Source organism: Vibrio sp. 10N.261.55.A7, assembly GCF_002877365.1.
In the GTDB taxonomy this organism is placed as follows: domain Bacteria; phylum Pseudomonadota; class Gammaproteobacteria; order Enterobacterales; family Vibrionaceae; genus Vibrio.
Genome location: NZ_MCWZ01000258.1, coordinates 1 through 480 on the forward strand (window position 1 = coordinate 1; position 480 = coordinate 480).

Here is a 480-nt window from a genome sequence, read left to right on the forward strand (position 1 = left end):
GCATAAGTGGTGCGCATTCTATTGAATGATATTCGACCTTGCAATAGTAAATTAAAAAAAAACTGCTTTTTTTACAGTAATGAAAATATTTGGTGTTTTTTCATTCAAGTTTGTGTTTTTTGGGGGCTTGAACATCTTTATTATTTGCAATGTTTTACGCTTGTTGTATGTTCGCAATTCTATTTCGTTATTCTAATGTTTGTGGGTACTTATGAGTCCTTATATCTCTTTTGATCGTGCTAAATGGGCAGAACTGCGTAACGCTGTACCTATGACACTATCAGAGTCAGACATACAAGAACTCCAAGGGGTTAATGAACGGCTTTCAATGGATGAAGCGGTCGACATTTATCTACCACTAAGTCGGTTACTCAACCTATATATAGAGGCGCGCCAAAGTCGTAATTCCGTGTTGCACAAGTTCCTCGACAGCAATGACTCCGCTCCGCCATTCATCATTGGCATTGCCGGCAGCGTCTG

General features: G+C 39.6%; 1 pseudogene. It reads left to right on the forward strand.

The annotated features are described in order from the left end of the window. Positions 1–211: 211 nt before the first annotated feature. Positions 212–480: pseudogene (locus tag BCU12_RS11495) on the forward strand (type I pantothenate kinase); the annotation flags it as partial.